General features: G+C 41.7%; 12 protein-coding genes. 7 read left to right on the forward strand and 5 right to left on the reverse strand.

Annotated features, from left to right (window positions below; genetic code table 11):
- Window positions 1-10 precede the first annotated feature (10 nt).
- From smc to ligA, 3 genes are all read left to right on the forward strand, one after another.
- On the forward strand, window positions 11-3460 hold the full coding sequence (gene smc, locus FTU38_RS05625) for a chromosome segregation protein SMC (RefSeq protein WP_180110726.1): 3450 nt from the start codon (window positions 11-13) through the stop codon (window positions 3458-3460).
- A 1-nt stretch (window position 3461) separates the two neighbouring features.
- The gene (locus FTU38_RS05630; protein ID WP_180005019.1) at window positions 3462-4514 is read left to right on the forward strand and encodes a cell division protein ZipA C-terminal FtsZ-binding domain-containing protein; all 1053 of its coding nucleotides are present in this window, start codon (window positions 3462-3464) and stop codon (window positions 4512-4514) included.
- Window positions 4515-4612: 98 nt separating this feature from the next.
- Complete coding sequence (gene ligA, locus FTU38_RS05635; RefSeq protein ID WP_180110727.1) at window positions 4613-6646, forward strand: NAD-dependent DNA ligase LigA; 2034 nt, start codon at window positions 4613-4615, stop codon at window positions 6644-6646.
- A 242-nt stretch (window positions 6647-6888) separates the two neighbouring features.
- On the opposite strand, the gene FTU38_RS05640 is transcribed toward ligA, so the two are convergent.
- From FTU38_RS05640 to FTU38_RS05650, 3 genes are all read right to left on the reverse strand, one after another.
- The gene (locus tag FTU38_RS05640) at window positions 6889-8352 is read right to left on the reverse strand and encodes an amino acid permease (RefSeq protein ID WP_180021403.1); all 1464 of its coding nucleotides are present in this window, start codon (window positions 8350-8352) and stop codon (window positions 6889-6891) included.
- The gene (locus tag FTU38_RS05645; protein WP_180055569.1) at window positions 8352-9386 is read right to left on the reverse strand and encodes a methyltransferase; all 1035 of its coding nucleotides are present in this window, start codon (window positions 9384-9386) and stop codon (window positions 8352-8354) included. The genes FTU38_RS05640 and FTU38_RS05645 overlap by 1 nt, the downstream gene beginning before the upstream one ends.
- A gap of 66 nt (window positions 9387-9452) precedes the next feature.
- Window positions 9453-10823, reverse strand: a complete 1371-nt coding sequence (locus tag FTU38_RS05650; RefSeq protein WP_078191151.1) for a uracil-xanthine permease family protein — start codon at window positions 10821-10823, stop codon at window positions 9453-9455.
- 173 nt (window positions 10824-10996) lie between these two features.
- Between FTU38_RS05650 and typA the strand changes: the two genes are divergently transcribed.
- From typA to FTU38_RS05665, 3 genes are all read left to right on the forward strand, one after another.
- Window positions 10997-12832, forward strand: coding sequence for a translational GTPase TypA (typA, locus tag FTU38_RS05655; RefSeq protein ID WP_180110728.1), 1836 nt, complete (start codon window positions 10997-10999; stop codon window positions 12830-12832).
- 292 nt (window positions 12833-13124) lie between these two features.
- Entirely contained in the window at window positions 13125-13556 is a 432-nt protein-coding gene (gene mscL, locus FTU38_RS05660) for a large conductance mechanosensitive channel protein MscL (RefSeq protein ID WP_180026898.1), read from the forward strand.
- Between the two features lie 77 nt (window positions 13557-13633).
- Window positions 13634-14569 (forward strand): hypothetical protein, encoded by a 936-nt coding sequence (locus tag FTU38_RS05665; RefSeq protein WP_180110729.1) that lies wholly within the window; start codon window positions 13634-13636, stop codon window positions 14567-14569.
- Here the strand turns inward: FTU38_RS05665 and FTU38_RS05670 are convergent.
- Both FTU38_RS05670 and mutM read right to left on the reverse strand, forming a co-directional pair.
- On the reverse strand, window positions 14547-14831 hold the full coding sequence (locus tag FTU38_RS05670) for a peptidylprolyl isomerase (RefSeq protein ID WP_180110730.1): 285 nt from the start codon (window positions 14829-14831) through the stop codon (window positions 14547-14549). The genes FTU38_RS05665 and FTU38_RS05670 overlap by 23 nt on opposite strands.
- Window positions 14828-15682: a bifunctional DNA-formamidopyrimidine glycosylase/DNA-(apurinic or apyrimidinic site) lyase gene (gene mutM / locus FTU38_RS05675; RefSeq protein ID WP_180110731.1), complete on the reverse strand. Its 855-nt coding sequence runs from the start codon at window positions 15680-15682 to the stop codon at window positions 14828-14830. The genes FTU38_RS05670 and mutM overlap by 4 nt, the downstream gene beginning before the upstream one ends.
- Window positions 15683-16071: 389 nt before the next feature.
- Between mutM and FTU38_RS05680 the strand changes: the two genes are divergently transcribed.
- Window positions 16072-17334: a carbohydrate porin gene (locus tag FTU38_RS05680; protein ID WP_180110732.1), complete on the forward strand. Its 1263-nt coding sequence runs from the start codon at window positions 16072-16074 to the stop codon at window positions 17332-17334.
- Window positions 17335-17346: the final 12 nt, after the last annotated feature.

Raw genomic sequence — 17346 nt, forward strand, 5'->3', positions numbered from 1 at the left:
TCAGGACATTATGCGTTTAAGCAGTTTAAAACTTTCCGGCTTCAAATCTTTTGCCGATAGCACAACTCTAAAATTTGAAGGCAACCGTAGTGCGGTTGTTGGACCGAACGGCTGTGGTAAATCCAATGTGATTGATGCCATTCGTTGGGTTATGGGGGAGTCCAGTGCCCGTCAATTGCGTGGTGGCACCATGCAAGATGTTATTTTTACCGGAACGGCAAAGCGTAAACCAGTCGGGATGGCGAGTGTTGAACTGCGTTTTGATAATACCTATGGCAAGTTAGGTGGCGCTTATAATGCCTATACTGAACTAGCAGTTCGTCGTCAGGTCAATCGTGATGGTAAATCCGAATATTTCCTCAACGGCACCAAATGCCGCCGTCGTGATATTACCGATATTTTCTTAGGTACCGGTTTAGGTCCACGTTCGTATGCGATTATTGAACAGGGCATGATCAACCGTTTGGTCGATGCCAAACCTGAAGAAATGCGTGTGTATATTGAAGAAGCCGCTGGGGTTTCTCGCTATCAAGCTCGTCGTCGTGAAACTTTACAGCATCTAGAACACACCACTCAAAACTTAGAACGTCTCGAAGACATTGCATCAGAACTGAAATCTCAGCTGAAAACCTTAAAACGCCAGTCTGAAACGGCGGTGCAATACAAAGAATTAGAAACCCAAATTCGTACCATTAAGATCGAAGTGTTGTCTTTCCAATGTGAACAAAGCACGCGTTTACAGCAAGAATACACGCTTCAGATGAATGAGCTCGGGGAAACCTTCAAACTGGTTCGTTCTGAGCTGAATACTCTAGAGCATGACTTATCTTCCACCAGTGCTTTATTTCAACGGCTTATTCAACAGTCCACGCCATTACAAAGTGAATGGCAACAGGCGGAAAAGAAACTGTCTGAGTTGAAAATGACGCTGGAGCAAAAGCAGGGTTTATTTGCACAAAATTCGGCAAGTTTGGTGGAGCTTGAAAAGCAAAAAGCTCAAACCAAAGAACGTTTACAGCTATTAGAGTTACAACTGGAAACGCTGCAAGAACAGCAAGATGGATTTGTTGAGCAATTACAGCGCCAAGAAAGCAGTACTCAAGATCAGACTCAACAATTGGCCGATTTGAAAGCTCAGCATCAACAAGCGGTTCAACAATTTGAACAATGCCGTGGGCAAGTCGAAAAGCAGCAACAGCAAAAGCTACAGATGTTGGCGCAGAGTGAACAATTGACCAAAAATATTGGTCGAATTGAGCAACAACGTGAGACCCTGCAACAGCAAAGAGGTCAAATTCAGCATCAGGCGCAGCAAGATGAGTTGGAGCAGTATCAGCAAGATAAGCAACAGCTCGAACAACAAATTACGCAACAAGAGCAGGTGATTGCCGAAACGCAGACACAGCTTGCAGCTGCACAAGAACAGCAGGCACAGCACAAAAATACGGTGCTGCAGCTAAAGTCAGAAATACAGGTGCTGTTGTCAGAGCAGAAAAACCTAAATCACTTGATGATTAAAGCCAGTCCCAAGCAGCAAAGCCAGCGTCAACATTTAATGCAGCAGTTGCAGTTGAGCACGCAAGGCAAACAGCATGCGCAACTGGTCGAGAAATTTTTGTCTAAATGGCTGAGTGCTCAAGTCTTAGGACACAGTGATAGTTTTCAAGACAGTATTGCACGTCAGGTCAAAGGAAGTCCTCACACAGCAGCACAAATCGTTGGATTAGAAGCTTTGGCGACGTGGATTGAAGCACCACAGCTTTCGATCTGGCAGCAGGTCGCAATTGCCGAAACATTGACAGTGGCACTGAGTCATCAGGCTAAACTGGCTGCTGGTCAGTCAATACTCACGCTCGATGGTTATCATGTCGGTGTGGATTGGGTGATTGGTCTGGACTATGATGAGGACAGCCAAGCAGGGCAAGGTGCATTGAGCCACCGTATTCGTTTGGATGAATTGACTGAATTACTTGCAGAACAGCAGCCAAAGCTGACACAACTAGAAGGGCAATTGCCTGAGTTGCAAAATGTCGTACAGGCTTTACAGCAAAATCTACAACAGCAACATAGCCAATTAAAAACTTGGCAAAAAGATATTCAAAATGCTGATGTTGCCATTGCGAAGGTACAAAGTTCCAATCAGGCATTTGCATTACAAAAGCAGCAGTTAGAAGATCAATTACAGCAACTTGAAGCCCAGCTTGAAGAAGATGCCATGCAAAAAGATGATTTGGAAATTGATCTACATGCGCTGACGATGAAGCTCGAGCAAGCCTTGCCTAATTATAAAACCTTGCAATTCCAAGTTGAGGAATTGAGTGTAGCGCTGGAAAGTGCTCAGCAAGTGGTATTACACAGTCAGCAAGAATTGGAAATCGTGCGTCGTCAGTCTGTACAGACGAAACAACAGATTGAATTATTAGAAAAAGACACGGTCTTTTTAAAAGCACAAACTCAGCAAATTATTGGACAGATGGAGCAGGCGAAGAAATTTGTCGATCCGGTACAGTTAGAATTGCCTGCGCTTGAGTCACAGTATTCTGAACAGGCCCAAGTCACTGAACGTTTACAAAAAACCTGGAATGACTGGCAGCTTGAACTGAATAATGTTCAGAGCAAACAACAGACATTGACGGAACAACGCCATTCACATCAACAGCAAGATGAAAAATTGCGTACGCAATTGGAAGAAAAGCGTTTGGCTTGGCAATCCGCGCAGTCTGATTTGCAGCATTATTCAGAACAATTGAAAGAAATGAACAGTGAAATGCTGACGGGTTTAAGCATTGATGTGGTATCCCATCAGCAAAAACTCGAAAAAGCACAGCAGCAGTTTGATAAATTGGGCGCAGTCAACTTGGCTGCCGCAGAAGAATATACTGAAGTTTCTAAACGCTTTGATGATTTAAGCCACCAAATCGATGACTTGCAAAAAACTGTTGAACAATTGCAAGCTGCGATGAAAAGCATTGATCAGGAAACTCGAAAGCTGTTTATGACCACCTTTGATAAGGTCAATGCAGAACTTCAAGAGTTGTTTCCGAAAGTATTTAATGGCGGCGAAGCAAGTTTAAGCCTTGAAGATGGTTGGCAATCGGGTGTAAAACTGATGGCACGACCACCGGGTAAACGAAATAGCTCTTTGGCATTATTGTCGGGTGGTGAAAAGGCATTGACTGCATTGGCTTTGGTTTTTGCGATTTTCCGCCTAAATCCTGCACCATTTTGCGTTTTAGACGAAGTCGATGCACCTTTAGACGATGCAAATGTAGGAAGATTTTGTAATCTTGTAAAAGAGCTTTCAGAACAAGTGCAATTTATCTACATTACACACAATAAACTGGCAATGACAATGGCAACTGACTTACTTGGTGTGACCATGCCAGAACCAGGAACTTCAAAATTAGTGACTGTGAATATTGAGCAGGCCAAAGAATACGGTTTAGCTGCGGAGGCATAACATGGAAATCACCACTATAGCTGGGATTGTAATCGCTGTAATTATCATGGTTGTGGGCATTCGAATGATGTTTCGTAAACCTGCGGATGCAGCGCCATCACTCGACACCGAATTACATATTGACCCTGATAGTCAGCAACCTGTTATTCCGCGCCATGTACGAAATCAGTTAAATACACCTGAAACCACGCAACGTGTAGAGCCGACTTTGGCTGAGGAAAAAGTCACAGCGGTTGAAACGACTGAAGCTGTTCAAGCGAATGTAACTCCAGAAGCAACGGCAACGGAACAAGCAGAGCAGAGCGTTGAGGCTACGGCAAAGACTGAGACGACTACGACGGATCCCGTTTCAGTTGAAAAAGCTCAAACTGCAACAGAAGACAATATATTGTCTACAGAAACAACAGAATCTGCAACGGTTGCAACTGTAGCCACCGATGCCAATCACGCAGCGACTCCTGCGACGAATGTTCAGGCTGACGCTGTTCCTGCAGAAAAAGCACCAGAATTTAGTGTAAATAGTGCAATTGAAAAAGCTGAAATTAGCGATTTTGATGAAGAAAGCAGTATTTTGGATGCTCATTTACATGAACAAAAAATTGTTGATGAAGAAAGTGCTTTAGCGACTGCGGAAACTTATATCGCCTTAAATGTGTTCCCTGATAGCCGTGCCTTGTCAGGTGAAAAAGCATTAAAAGTGTTACTGAAATACGGTTTACGCTTCGGCGAAATGGCCTGTTTCCATCGTTATGATGAAGAAGGCACAAAGTTATTATTCTCTGTATTACAAATGAATAATGATGGCGCTGCGCAAGGTTTTGATCTTGAAACTTTATCGACTGAAGAAGTAAAAGGTTTAGCTTTCTTCTTGGCGCTGCCACACAGCGATGTGCAAAATGCCTTTGATACCATGGACAGCATTTCACGTCTAATTGCACGTGAAATTGACGGTACTGTGTATGATCAAAATAACCAAGAATTTACACCGCAGATGCGTGAACATTGGCGTCATCAAGCGATTGATTATCGTCAAGGTCAAGCTATCGAAGTCTAAGCGTCTTTGATTGAAACTCACCGAGTGGGTTTCTATAATAGCAACAGATAATGAAATTTGAGGGCGGAGCATGAACCGCCCTTTTTTATGGTGAATGTATGACACAACAATCCACTGTCGTTGCACAGATGCGACAACTGATTCAACTCTTGGCGAAACATAACCATGCCTACTATGTCATGGACACGCCAGAAATTGAGGACAGTGAATATGATCAACTTTTTCACCAATTAAAAGCCTTAGAAGAGCAATACCCTGATTTAGTGCAACCTGATACACCAACCACAAAAGTGGGTGGAAAGGCCTTGTCTAAGTTTGAATCTGTAACCCATGCAGTACCCATGTTGTCATTGGGTAATGTATTTAATGCAGAAGATTTATTTGCCTTTGCCCGTCGTGCGGAAGAGCGCTTACCGAATCAAAAAATTGAATATGATGTCGAATTAAAATTTGATGGGCTGGCGATTTCTCTTTGGTATGAAAATGGCATTTTAGTCCGTGGTGTGACACGGGGTGATGGTGAAACAGGGGAAGACATTACCCAAAATGTAAAAACCATTCGAAATTTACCTAAAGTACTGACTACTACAAAGACTGAAATTCCAAGTCTGCTTGAAGTCCGTGGTGAAGTCCTGATGCCAAAGTCAGGCTTTGAAAAGCTTAATGCTGAAAATGAAGCCAAAGGTGAAAAAACCTTTGCCAATCCACGAAATGCAGCAGCAGGAAGCTTACGTCAACTCGATCCTGCAATTGCGGCTTCGCGTCCTTTGGCTTTTTATGCCTATGGCATTGCACAGTGTGAACCACATCATGGGCAAACCACCATGTCTGCAAGTCTTGAGTGGCTGACACAGTTTGGTTTTGCTGTCGGTGAACGTCACTTTATATGTGACAGCATTCAGGACGTACAAGCTGCATATGAGCAAATGATCATTGATCGTCCAAGCCTGAGCGTTGAAATTGATGGCATGGTGATTAAGGTAAACAGCCTGAAGCAACAGCAAACACTGGGCTTTTTAAGTCGTGAACCGCGCTGGGCAACGGCATATAAATTCCCTGCAGTTGCAGCGCTCACGACGGTTGAAAATATTGATTGGCAAGTGGGGCGTACAGGGACTTTAACTCCAGTCGCACGTTTAAATCCTGTTGCAGTCGGTGGCGTAACGGTTTCCAATGTCACTCTACATAATATTGGTGAAATTCACCGTTTAGATGTCCGTGTGGGTGATACAGTCAGTGTCTACCGTAGTGGCGATGTGATTCCAAAAGTGGAAAAAGTATGGCCTGAATTCCGTCCTGTAGATACGGTAGAAGTTCAGTTACCTGCATATTGCCCAGTCTGCTCATCTCCAGTGGTGATGCCCGAAGGTGAAGCCTTGGCACGTTGTTCAGGTGGTTTGTACTGTGCTGCACAGCGTATTGAGGCGATTCGTCACTTTGTATCGCGTAAAGCTATGGACATTGAGGGCTTAGGTGACCGTTGGGCGGAATCACTTTTACATTTGGATTTACTCAAAGATGTTGCTGATATTTATAGCTTGCATGAGCATCGTGAAAAATTACTGACCATTGAAAAAATGGGTGAGAAGTCGGTTCAAAACCTCATTGACTCCATTGAAAATAGTAAGAAAACGACGCTAGGTGCATTTATTTATGCACTCGGCATTCGAGGCGTGGGTGAAACCACGGCACGCATGCTCGCGAATACTTTCCAAACTTTTGATGCGATTCGTCATGCAGATCTCGAATCCTTGAAAAAAACGCCAGACGTTGGTGATATTACCGCAGAATGGATTGTCGACTTTTTCCAAGCGCCGCATAACCTCGAAGTGGTTGATCGTTTGTTGGCAGCTGGGATTCATTGGGATGCACCCGTTGCACCAAGTCGTCAGCCGCTGAATGGCGAGAGTTGGGTGATTACAGGGACATTGAGTACCATGGGTCGTGATGAAGCGACGCAAATGCTTCAAGCCTTAGGCGCACGTGTCAGTGGTAGTGTTTCGGGTAAAACCAAATGTGTAGTTGCAGGTGAAAAGGCAGGTTCTAAATTAGAAAAGGCTGAAAAGCTGGGTGTGCCTGTGATGAGCGAAGACGAGTTTATTGCCTTTGTACAACAGCATAATGCTTCTTAAGTATTGAAAATCAAACCTGAAAACGTAGTTACTTTTGAACAAACGCCTGATGCATTGCATTGGGCGTTTTTATTTTTGGTGCTTAACATGATTGAGTGAGCGTGTCAGTTGTTGGTGATAGATCAGACAGCATTCCTCAACATTACTCACGAAATATTTTGTTAAAGCGTGAATGTATTGAGACACAATTTTAGCCATAAAAAAAGCAGCTCTGATGCTGCTTTTTTTATTCAGTGATCACATTATTCTTGATCAACTTTCATTGGTTTTACATCCATTTCTTGATATGAAACCAACTTAGTTTTGTGTTTCCATTTATAACCGAACCAAATGGCAAGGAATAAGAAAATACCAATATAGGTAGAAACAACGGCTAACCATTCACCATCTAAAACGGCTTGATAGTTCTGACCAAGGACCACGATGGCACACAAAATAAAGGCAAACCACGGTGCAAATGGGAAGAATTTTGCACGGTAAGCAAGGTCTTCCAATTTATTGCCCTGAGCCAAGTAGCCTTTACGGAAGCGATAATGTGAAACTGCAATACCGAGCCACACAATAAAGCCACACATACCTGACATGTTCAGTAACCAGTTAAATACCGCTTGTTCACCGATAAATGTGGTTAAGAAGCACAGTGCTGCGATCGCTGTAGTTGCATAAAGCGCATTCATCGGTACGCCACGTGCATCTAAGCGACCAAAGACTTTCGGCGCACTGCCTTTACGTGCCATATCAAACAGCATACGGGTAGAGGAGTACATACCAGAGTTACCCGCTGATAAAATCGCAGTCAAGATCACCGCATTCATCACCGATGCAGCAAAAGCAAAACCTGCTTTTTCATACAGTAAGGTAAATGGTGATAGTGCAATATTTTCAGTAGATGCTGCTTGTAATAAACGTGGGTCATCATAGGCAATGAGAGTGCCGATAATGAAAATACACACGATATAAAACAACAAGATACGCCAGAAAATTTGCTTGATGGCAATAGGAATGGTCTTTTCAGGATCTTTCGATTCACCTGCAGCCACACCAACCATTTCAGTCCCTTGGAAAGAGAAACCGGCAATCATGGCCACACCAATCAAGGCAGATAAACCGCCGACAAATGGGGCTTCACCCTTGGTCCAGTTGGCAAATGTTTCTACGCCCGGTGTCAGCATGATTTTGCCAATCATAAACAGGCCGATAATGATAAAGGCAACAATTGCGAGCACTTTAACAAGCGAGAAGAAGAATTCGGATTCACCGAAGCCTTTTACGGTCAGCGCATTAATGGCAAAGACGATTGCGAGGAAAATCGCACTCCAGTAAAAGCCCGGAATATCTGGAAACCAGAATTTCATAATGAATTGGACTGCAACCAATTCAAATGCCACGGTAATCGCCCAGTTGTACCAATAGTTCCAACCCAAAGCGAAGCCGAAACCACCCTCGACATACTTTGTGCCGTAGGTAAAGAATGCACCCGAAGTTGGATTATGTGTTGCAAGCTCACCTAGACTGGTCATCAAGAAGTAAATCATGATACCAATTAAGCAGTATGCAAGCAGGGCGCCACCCGGGCCTGCATTGGCAATGGTTGCACCTGAGGCAAGGAATAAACCTGTACCAATTGATCCACCAATTGCAATCATGTTGAGATGGCGAGCACCCAACTTACGCTGAAGCTGAGCTGGTTTTTGAGTTTCGCTCATCATTGTTCCTTAAGATTTTTTTGCGTGCTCGCAAACAAGACTTTAAATCCTTGTTGGTCGGCTTTGATTGTACATTGACCATAATGCTGCTCAATTAAAGTCGGATAATTGAGGAATCGGTTGGCAACAATCCAAAGCTCACCCCCAGACTTCAAATGTCTGCGCGAAGTTTTGCATAGATTTTCACTGGCATTGTAGTCGGTTTGAATCCCTTGATGGAAGGGTGGATTGCTGACTACGGCATGTAAAAATAGTGGTGCATCCTCGATTCCTGTGACCGCTTTAATCTCAAGTTGTTCAGGTTCAAGCAAATTTTGTTCAAATGTCATTTGTGTAGAAGCCAGTGCAAAAGCATCTACATCCATGGCAAAGATACGATTTTTAGGATTCAGTTTGGCTAAATAAGCACTGATGACACCCGCACCACAGCCGAAATCAGCAATTTTGCCCGAAGTGACTTGTGATAAATAAGGCAATAAGGTAGCCGTACCCACATCTAAACGGTTCTGGCTAAATACGCCCGGCAGTGCGCAAATCGTAAGCTCACCATTTGGAGTCTCAACTGGATATTTTTGCACCCAATCTTGTAGTGGCTTGAGTGTTACAGTTTTTTCTAAGAGGGTTTGCCACATTTGACAGTGACGCGCACTATCAATTTTTAGGGTTTTACCAAAGGGTTGTAATTGTTTTGCTGCGCGTTCAACACCGCCTTTTTTCTCACCCACGAGGAAAATAGACGCACCTTGAGCAAGATGACTTGCGACATTGTGTAATAAATAATTCAGCAGTTCTTTTGATTTCGGAACAAAAATAACCGCTTGATCAAACTGACCTTCAGGAAAATCGACACCAAAATGGACGTTTGACTGTTGATTTTGAAAGTACTGAAAATCATTAAAATTCCAGCACCAAATCGATGGCTTAATATTGTCATTCAATTGACTGAGTAAGTCATCTGTCGGTGCATTTACGAAAAGCACGCGATCTTGTAATAAATCGATCTGTCGTATAACGACTTCACTTGTGAGATCCATAGATTTCTCCATCATAAAAAACACTGCCTAGGGCGGAACCTAGGCAGTGTTCTTTGACAAATGAACTTACTTCTTCACTTCAGGAAGAACAATATTCAAAATAAGGGCAGCGATACCACCAGTGGCAACGCCTGAACTGAAGATATTACGGAACAATTCAGGAAGATGTTCAAGGATTTGTGGTACTTGTGCAACACCTAGACCCAATGCCAATGAAATCGCAATGATTAATAGTGCGCGGCGGTCTAAATGAATGCCTGACAAGATATTAATACCCGAGGCAGCCACGGCACCGAACATGACCATTACAGCACCACCAAGCACGGCTTGTGGAACTGCCTGAATGACACCTGCTACAGCAGGAAGTAAGCCTAAAATAACCAATAAGGCAGCAATCCAAATGCCTACATAGCGGCTTGCAACACCTGTTAACTGAATAACACCGTTGTTTTGCGCAAATACAGAACTTGGGAATGTGTTAAAGATACCGGCAAGGAATGAGTTTGCACCATTCACCAATACACCACCTTTAATACGCTTCATCCATTCAGGGCCATCTACAGCTTGATTTGAAAGCTTAGAAGTCGCGGTAATATCGCCAATTGCTTCCAAAGATGTCACAAGGTAGATAAATGCCATTGGAATGAATAAGCTCCAAGAGAAGCTCAGGCCAAAGTGCATCGGTGTTGGAATTTGAACCAGTGGCGCATCTTTTAAACCATCAAAGTTTAAATGACCCATAAAGCCTGCAAGGATGTAACCCACGACTAAGGCAATCAGGATGGCAGAACTTTTTACCCATGTAATACGCACACGATTCAGTAAAATGATCAGTGCCAAAACGGTACAAGACATGATGAGGTTGTCTGCATTGGCAAATGTTTTATCGCCCATGGCTTGATAACCACCACCCATGCTGATCAGGCCTTCTTTAATTAAAGTCAGACCAATCAATAACACTACGATACCTGTTACCAATGGAGTGATCAGTTTTTTCACCCACGGTAAAATTCGTGACACACCCATTTCAATGAATGAACCCGCGATCACCACACCAAAGATAGATGCCATCACTGCTTCTACAGGTGTACCTGCCGCAACCATTGCAGAACCAATACCGATAATAGGACCAATAAAGTTAAAGCTGGTTCCTTGTACAATCAGTAGACCTGCACCAAATGGACCGACTTTTTTACATTGTAAAAAGGTTGCGATACCAGAGATCACCAATGACATCGAAAGAATCATATTGGTGTCTTCTTTTGACACACCAAGTGCCAAACAGATCAGCAGACCCGGCGTCACAATTGGGACAATAATGGCCAATAAATGTTGAAACGCAGCGAGGAAAGCAATAAAAGGTTTTGGTCGATCATTCAATCCATAGACTAAATCGAGTTGATCTTTTGCTTCGGGAGATTGGTTTAAATCAGACATGCGGCACTGAAAATTAAGGCTAGGTGGCGCTATTCTAATCTGTTTACACAGCTTTACAAAACCAAAAGCGTGCCAGTCGTCAAAAAAAATGCGATTGTCAATAAACTGTCACTACTAAAATCTATATTTTTTCTGTATAATTTGCCCTCAAACTTTAGGCGTATCGAATTCACATGTCAGATATTAAAACTCTCCGTAACATTGCCATCATCGCGCACGTCGACCATGGTAAAACTACTCTTGTAGACAAACTTTTACAGCAATCAGGTGCTCTTGGCGATCGCGCAGGCGAGATCGAACGTGTAATGGATTCTGGCGCTATTGAAAGTGAACGTGGTATTACCATTCTTGCAAAAAACACTGCAATCAAATGGTTAGACAAGCGTACTAACACTGAATACCGTATCAATATCGTGGATACCCCGGGACACGCCGACTTCGGTGGTGAAGTAGAACGTGTAATGTCAATGGTTGACTGCGTACTTCTTCTTGTTGACTCTCAAGAAGGCCCAATGCCACAAACTCGTTTTGTAACGCAAAAAGCGTTCGCACGTGGTTTGAAACCAATCGTAATTATTAACAAAGTCGACAAGCCAAACGCTCGTCCAGACTGGGTAATTGACCAAGTATTCGATTTGTTCGACAACCTTGGTGGTTCTGACGAACAGTTAGACTTCCCAGTTGTATATGCTTCAGGTCTTCGTGGTGTGGCTGGTCCATCTCCAGAAGAACTTGCTGAAGACATGACTCCATTGTTCGAAACAATTGTAGACATCGTTGAACCACCAGCGGTTGACGTTGATGGTCCATTCCAAATGCAAGTGTCTTCACTTGACTATAACAGCTTCGTAGGTGTTATCGGTGTTGGTCGTATTCAACGTGGTTCAGTGAAATTAAACACTCCTGTAACTGTAATCGACAAAGACGGTAAAACACGTAACGGTCGTATCTTAAAAATCATGGGTTACCATGGTTTAGAGCGTATCGATGTTGAATCAGCTTCTGCTGGTGACATCGTTTGTGTAACGGGTATTGATGAACTTCATATCTCTGACACAATCTGTGATCCAAAAGCAGTTGAAGCTTTACCTGCACTTTCTGTAGACGAACCTACAGTATCGATGACTTTCCAAGTAAACAACTCACCGTTTGCTGGTAAAGAAGGTAAATTCGTAACTTCACGTAATATCCGTGAACGTCTAGATCGCGAATTGATTCACAACGTAGCATTACGTGTTGAAGATACTGACAGTCCTGACCGTTTCAAAGTATCTGGTCGTGGTGAGCTTCACCTTTCAGTTCTTATTGAAAACATGCGTCGTGAAGGCTTCGAAATGGGCGTATCACGTCCACAAGTAATCATCAAAGAAATTGATGGTGAAAAACAAGAGCCATACGAAAACGTAACGTTTGACGTTGAAGAGCAGCACCAAGGCGCTGTAATGGAACAAATGGGTCACCGTAAAGGTGAAATGACCAATATGGAAGTTGACGGTAAAGGCCGTATCCGTATTGAAGCAACTGTTCCTTCACGTGGTTTGATTGGTTTCCGTTCTGAATTCTTAACAATGACTTCAGGTACAGGTATCATGACTTCAAGCTTCTCGCACTACGGTCCAATGAAACAAGGTACTGTTGCGAAACGTCAAAACGGTGTGTTGATTTCTATGGTTCAAGGCACCTGCTTGGGCTATGCATTGTTCAGCTTACAAGACCGCGGCCGTCTATTCGCTAAACCTCAGTTAGAAGTTTATGAAGGTATGATCGTTGGTATTAACTCACGTTCAGACGACATGACTGTTAACCCAACTAAAGCGAAACAGTTAACTAACGTACGTGCTTCTGGTACTGATGATGCGTTGACTCTTGTTCCTGCAATTGAATATACGCTTGAACAAGCGCTTGAATTCATTGAAGACGACGAATTAGTTGAAGTAACGCCTAAGTCAATCCGTATCCGTAAACGCTGGTTGACTGAAAACGAACGTAAACGTAACCGTAACGGTTAATTTTACAGTTTCAAAAAAAACCGCTGACTTAGGTTAGCGGTTTTTTTATGCATGGGTGTTTTGAATAAAAAGGGAAAACTTGAATGACTTTATTCATTTGATCCGACATGCATAATATTGATAAATCCTTTTTAATAGAGTGAATTACTATAGTGAAAAATGTTTTGTGTGAATTTTTATACATGGCATTTAGAATCTAATAAAAACCAAGTAAATTAGGTGGAAATAGTTATACAGATATAATGTATACTTCGTCACAAAATTAAAGCTGAAAAAAATTTCTGGAGATCACATGAGTATTATTCAAGAATTTAAAGAATTTGCCGTGAAAGGCAACGTGATGGACTTGGCTGTCGGTGTCATCATTGGTGGTGCGTTCGGTAAAATCATCGATTCCATGGTAAAAGACATTATCATGCCTTTTATTTCTTGGATCCTTGGTGGTGACGTTGATTATTCAAATTGGTTCTTAGTATTGGGCGATAACCCAAACAATTTAACCACGCTAAAAGCAGCACAGGATGCAGGCCTTAATGTTTTGGCTTACGGTAACTTCTTAACTATCTTAATCAACTTCTTGCTTTTGGCATGGGTCGTATTCTGGTTAGTGAAATTGATGAACAAATTGCGCCGTCAAAAAGTTGAAGAGCCAGCTCCAGAGGCGACTCCAGAAGATATCGAATTACTTCGTGAAATTCGTGATGAATTAAAACGTAAAGGTTAATCCTTTAGCAGTGAAAACGGCACTTTGAAGTGCCGTTTTTATTAATCTTAGAATTAAATTAAAATTTGAAAATATATATGGAAAAAATTATAAATATTGTATTGTTAGGCTGCTCAATTGTAATAGTTACAAATGCTTTTGCTGCACAAAATTCTGAAAATAAAGATTTTATAAATTATTTTCCTGAAGCTATGAGAGAGTCTGTTCAAGAAATTTGCCAAAACTTGAATAACACGGATAATGAAAATGGTATTTACTATAGTCGATCGAACTTAGACAAATACAAAATTTTAAGCCTTAAAAATAATCATTATAATATTTATATTTTTAACAGAGATTGGCGTTCTGATGCTGTTAAATTAGTTTTTTTTGCTAATGGATTATATAAAAGAGATGGGTATAAGATTGCATTAGAAACATCATCAAGACCCAACGATAATAATATTTATGATCATCGCGAATTAACTTGGGTTAAAGATGAGAACAACAGTTATTTAATTAATGATCTTAAAGATAGTGCATCAAGTATTTCTTGGAATAAAACCTTAGGTAGACCTTCAGAATTTTTGAAGAGAATTGATTGTAATATCAATTCAATTCGTGCATATAAAGGTGATGATGAAATTGCACCAGACTATAAAAAATTACCACATGATTTAGCACAGTATGTATTAGAAAAACCATTACATTTAGAAATAGCATATGCTTTTGATGTTAGTAAGGAAATAGCAAAACAAACAGATTCTGAAGCTTATACTGTACAAGTTGTAAAATTTAAAATTAATGACATAAGCAAGTTATCACTAAATCAGCCTGTTTGTATTTTATTCGGGAGGTCTAAAGGTGCTGTGGGACATTTAAAAAATCCAGAGTCTCCTATTTCAAAAGCATGGTTTTCATATTATAAAGCGAATGTAAATGAGAGAACTACCTTTCCCCAAAAAGGGGATATTTTGACAACTTCAAAATTTGAATGCGATCAAATAACTATTAAAAATTCATCCGAAACTTAATTTCTAACAAATGCCAGCCAAACTGGCTTTTGATCGGGCCATGCAGTTCACGTTCGGGTAGGGTAAATACCGCCTTATCAATTGGACCAACCAGTTGGCCTTTTTTAATGTCGCCAAGCTCACCGCCTTTTTTACCCGAAGGACATGTCGAATGCTGCTTCGCAATTTTGGCAAAGTCCGCACCGCCTTTGATTTTCTTTTTCAGTTGCTCACATAGTTCTTTATCTTTGACTAATATGTGGCGAACAATCGCAGACTTCATGCTTTATTTCCTTTCAGAGTTTTCTTAGTCTGCATTTTAACCTTTTTTAAAGGCTGGCACTCAGGGCAAAACACCGATGCACGTTGCCCTAGTTTGATATTTTGCAAGATGGTTTCACAGTTGATGCACATTTCACCGGCACGTCCGTAGGCGAGCAGAGTTTGTTGGAAATAACCATTTTCGCCCATCGCATTGGTGTAATCACGTAAAGTCGAACCGCCTAAATCAATTGCCTGTTTTAAAATACGTTTGATTTCGATGACCATTTTTTCAACTTGTTCAAAACTCAAACTCGATGCTGGCTGCGCAGGGTGTATGCCGAGGTTAAACAGGCTTTCCGTTGCATAAATATTGCCGACACCGACTACGATATGATTGTCCATGATCGATACTTTGATACCGGTCTGCTTATTTTTAAATTTTTGGAATAAGTATTCAGCATTAAACGCATCACTCAGCGGTTCAGGGCCAAGCGTGTCAATCAGTTTGCTTTGAGATGATGCATCTAACCATAAAATACAGCCAAAACGGCGCGGATCATGATAGCGTAATTGCATATCTTCAAAATGAATCACCAGATGATCATGCTTTCGTAATGCTTCATGACCTTCACAAATCCGAAAACTGCCAGACATGCCCAAATGCCACAACATGCTGTCCTGTTCAAATTCAGCCAAAATATATTTTGATCGACGGCTGAGCTGAAGCAGCTTTTGTCCGACGAGTTTTTGAATGTCGTCAGGAATAGGCCAACGCAGGCTCGACTGAAAAACCTCAACTTTGAGAACCTTTTCATTCAATAATGGCAATAAACTGGTTTTAGTGGTTTCTACTTCTGGTAATTCAGGCATAAAGGTCGAAGCAATGGATCATTCAAGTTATGCATACTATTGGGCCTAGCCCTACAGAATGCAAGTTTCATCGCGGCCTAAGGGAGTGTATGAATAGGTTATTGATTATTAATTGTGAGAATAATAAACCAACAAGTCACAATAATGAGTTTGAAAAAGCGATCAGAATTTTAAAATTTAATTTTTCAAAAATATAAGGTGTTGAAAAATAACAATTAAAATAATTATATAACAATAGATTTATTTAAAATTATTTATCGATAAATTAAAGTTTTGTGAATGATAAAAATAATGCTGAGATAGAACGTGAAAAATTATGTAATTTTTGTGACATTAGATTTCAAGCCTTGTGGCTTGTCTAGAGACTCTCTCCAGATTTAGGTTTTACCATGAAAAAATACAGTCTAGCTTTTCTACCTGCATTTGTTGCAGCAGCCATGACACATGTTCACGCCGCAGAAGCATTCGACACTAAAGGTCAGTACATGCTCGGGGATTGGGATGGTAAACGTACCGAACTTGCACAACAAGGTGTGAAGTTTGAGGCCAATATTGCTGCTGATGCTGCCTATCTTGCCGATGGCGGTCGTAATCCGGGACATTCAGCAACGGTAGCCAGCCAATTGTGGTTAGGTACACAGCTTGATATGGAAAAACTCGCAGGTTGGGATGGCGTGACTGTGCGTGCTGTAATGACTGCTCGTCAAGGTCAAAGTACCTCAGTTCGTGATTTGCAAGGAGATGTTCCTCAATTGGCAAATGCACAAGCCAATTTTGGTCGTGGTAATCAGGATAGTCGCTTAACTGAATTATCGATTGAAAAGAATTTTAAAGAACAAGGCATTAGTGTAAAAGCAGGTCGTTTAGGTCTAGGTATGGACTTTAACGTGATGGCATGTGACTTTGCCAGCACCGCATTTTGTGCAGCGCAAATGGGTAAATGGCAAGGTTCTATGTGGATGAATACTCCAGTTTCACAATGGGGTGGACGTGTGAAATACCAAGCAACGCCAGAAATTGCGGCACAAGTCGGTGTTTATGAATTTAACCCTGACAATGGTAATGCCAAAGCAGAAGGTCAAGGTTGGAGTCTAGATACAGATCATGCTGATGGCGTAACTATTCCCGTAGAATTGGTTTGGACACCAAAATCATTTGTAAATGGCTTACCGGGGAGCTACCGCTTTGGTGCGATGTACAACACTGCAGATAATGTAAAAAATCAAAAAGACATTATTTCGGGTGAAGCTGAAGATCGTACCTTTGGTGGTTGGGTCGCGATTGAGCAACAGTTAACGTCTACAGGTGAAGGCAAACGTGGTTTGCATAGCTTTGCCAATTTTACTTGGCATGATCGTGTCACCACAAAAGTTGATAACTCACAGCAGCTAGGTTTGAAATACATTGGATTGGCCGATCGTTTGCCTAACGATATGGTTGGCTTGGGCGTGAACCGTGTGCATGTCAATGATCGACTTTCTGCTGAAAAATTTGATGCAAGCGCAGAATATAATGTCGAGTTGAACTATAGCCATAACCCTACGAAATGGTTGATGATTCGCCCAAGTTTACAATATGTGATTAACCCAGGCTCAACAAATCGGGTTGATGATGCTTTCCTAATTGGTTTAAGCTCTAAGGTAATATTCTAATGTCAAAATAGG

Origin of the sequence: Acinetobacter sp. YH12098, from assembly GCF_013419235.1 — a bacterium.
GTDB classification, from domain to species: Bacteria; Pseudomonadota; Gammaproteobacteria; order Pseudomonadales; family Moraxellaceae; genus Acinetobacter; species Acinetobacter amyesii.